Raw genomic sequence first — 2,203 nt, 5'->3', positions numbered from 1 at the left:
CCTCGCCTGGCAGTCGCAGCCGACGGGACTCGGTTATGCCCCATGCAGGCCGCTTGGGTGGAGTCGAAAACCGGCCATATTTTGCCGGACGGATACAGACCGCACTCCACCTTCTGGGCACAGGCAGCGCACAGAAAATCCATGCGCCGCCGGGCCACCGGGACCGACGGCCACGGACCGTTGGGCGGCAGGAGGTTTCACGCCAGCGCTCTCACGGGCGTATCGAATTTCTGTGCGGATCCGGGTATGTCTGCATAAGGTGGCGCCGCGTATGACGCGGAACCTGACCAGTTCCGCGTTCGCGCACGTCATTCAGCGACCGGGGGAACACTGTCGCTCACGGGGAGGGGTTGCGTCGCCATGCCGCCATACCGGCTCGGCGCATGTATCGATGCGGTTGGTCCAGCGATCTCCTGAGCACCCCTCAGGAGCAGGTCACCGCTCTCCGCTGTTCGGCCGTTCCTCGGGCTCGTACCCCCAGTGAACGCAGAAAGGGATGCCTTCTTGCACCCCAGACCATGGTTTCGGCTGCCCGGAGCACGAAGATCGCGAAAGCTCACCTCCGCCGTCACCTCTACAGCTGCGCTGGCCGTTCTGGCCGCTCTCGCGGTACAGCCCGGCTCGATCAAGCCGAACACCGAGCCGGTAGCCGACTCCTACCCCTGGTACGACGACACCGCCGCGGAGCAACTGCGCCAGGACCAGTGCCTGATGGCCGACGTACTGCGCCTGGGCGGCCCGTCGATGGCCGTGACCGCGCAGGACGGCCTCAACCGGACGCCGGACAAGCTCCACGTCCTGGCCGACCGCAAGAACTGGGAACAGACACCGCTCGCCGTCGCGTACAAAAACGACCGCGACGCGGCGGGCAAGGAGTTGGACGCCCTTTCCGCTCAGCGCAACGGGTGGAAGAAGCCTCTGGACGGGCTTGCGACTCCCGGCGGGTTCACCGACACCGACTTCCACTGGCCGCCCGACGGCGACAAGAGCTTCTACTCCCAGACCGGTCTGTCCGCCTGGGTCGCCGACCGGTTCTGGAAGACGGACTCCGACTTCTACGACGACGCCACCCCGAAGGCCGACGACAAGACCCTCAAGGCCGTCGACCAGGTGGGCAACCCCCTCTACGGGAAGGACCCTGATCCCACCGGGACGACGCAGGCGGAGTGGAATCGCGCGCTCGCCGAGCGCAGCGCCTTTCAGTGGATGCACGGGGGCCCCGCGACGAACGCCGGCGCGGACGACGCCCGTCTCTTCCTGTCCTCCGGTGGCTTCCCGCGCAGCGCGCCGCAGCCGGGTACGCCGGAGTACCGCATCGCCGTCGAGGACGTGAAGTCCCGCTTCGCCGCGTGCGGTTGGCGGGATCCGATCGACCCGGACGGCGTGCTGGGCGACATCACCTCCGCGGCGGCCGGCGAGTGGCAGCAGGAGGTCACTTCGCAGGCCGCTCAGCGCAACCAGATCCTGGGCGCGAACAAGGACGCGGTCAACGCCCTTTCCAAGGGTGCGAAGGCTTTGAGCGACATGCTGGGCCAGTCCTGGGACGCCGACCATCTCACCCGGTGGCAGGACTACTGGATGCCGGGCGGTCTGGGCTGGGTGGGCGACAGCCCCACCGTCATCGAGGTGCACGCCGCGAAGGACAAGTGCCTCGACGTCCAGGGCGGCAAGAAGGACAACGGCACGCCGGTCCAGGTCTACACCTGCAACGGCTCCGCAGCGCAGAAGTGGGTGCTCTTGGGCAGCGAGGACAAGCTGCACCTGCAGAACGTCAACTCGCTCAAGTGCCTGGACGTGGCCGGGAACAACACGGCCAACGGCACGGTGATCCAGATCTCGTCGTGCAAGGAGTCCACGTCGCAGACCTGGGCGTCCGAACTGCGCGGAGCCACCAGCCTGAAGAGTGTCGGTACGGGCAAATGCCTGGACCTGCACACCTTCGACAACGGCAACGACGCCAAGCTCTACACCTGCAACGGCACCGCCGCGCAGCAGTTCGACATCAAGCCGTCCGGCCACAACGGCACCGGACAGCTGGACTACCCGGACAAGGCGCAGTTCGACAAGGCGAAGGCGGGCATCGCCGCGGCGCAGGCCGCGGCGAAGAAGCAGCTCGCTGTGCTGAAGACCCAGCTGACCGCCGCGCAGAAGGCCTCGACCACCTCGGACACGGCGATCCAGGCCGCCTACGGCGTCGCCGACA

1 protein-coding gene is annotated in these 2,203 nt (G+C 67.3%); it reads left to right on the top strand.

All coding sequences use genetic code 11. The annotated features are described in order from the left end of the window. Positions 1 to 504 precede the first annotated feature (504 nt). Positions 505 to 2,203: RICIN domain-containing protein (locus ACZ4N5_RS43015; protein ID WP_467762409.1), on the top strand; the 1,699-nt coding region annotated here is incomplete at its 3' end.

This window comes from Streptomyces sp. NPDC026500 (assembly GCF_055567635.1).
The sequence above is the reverse complement of the archived record's forward strand: the minus strand, read 5'-3'. Positions and strand labels throughout refer to the sequence as shown.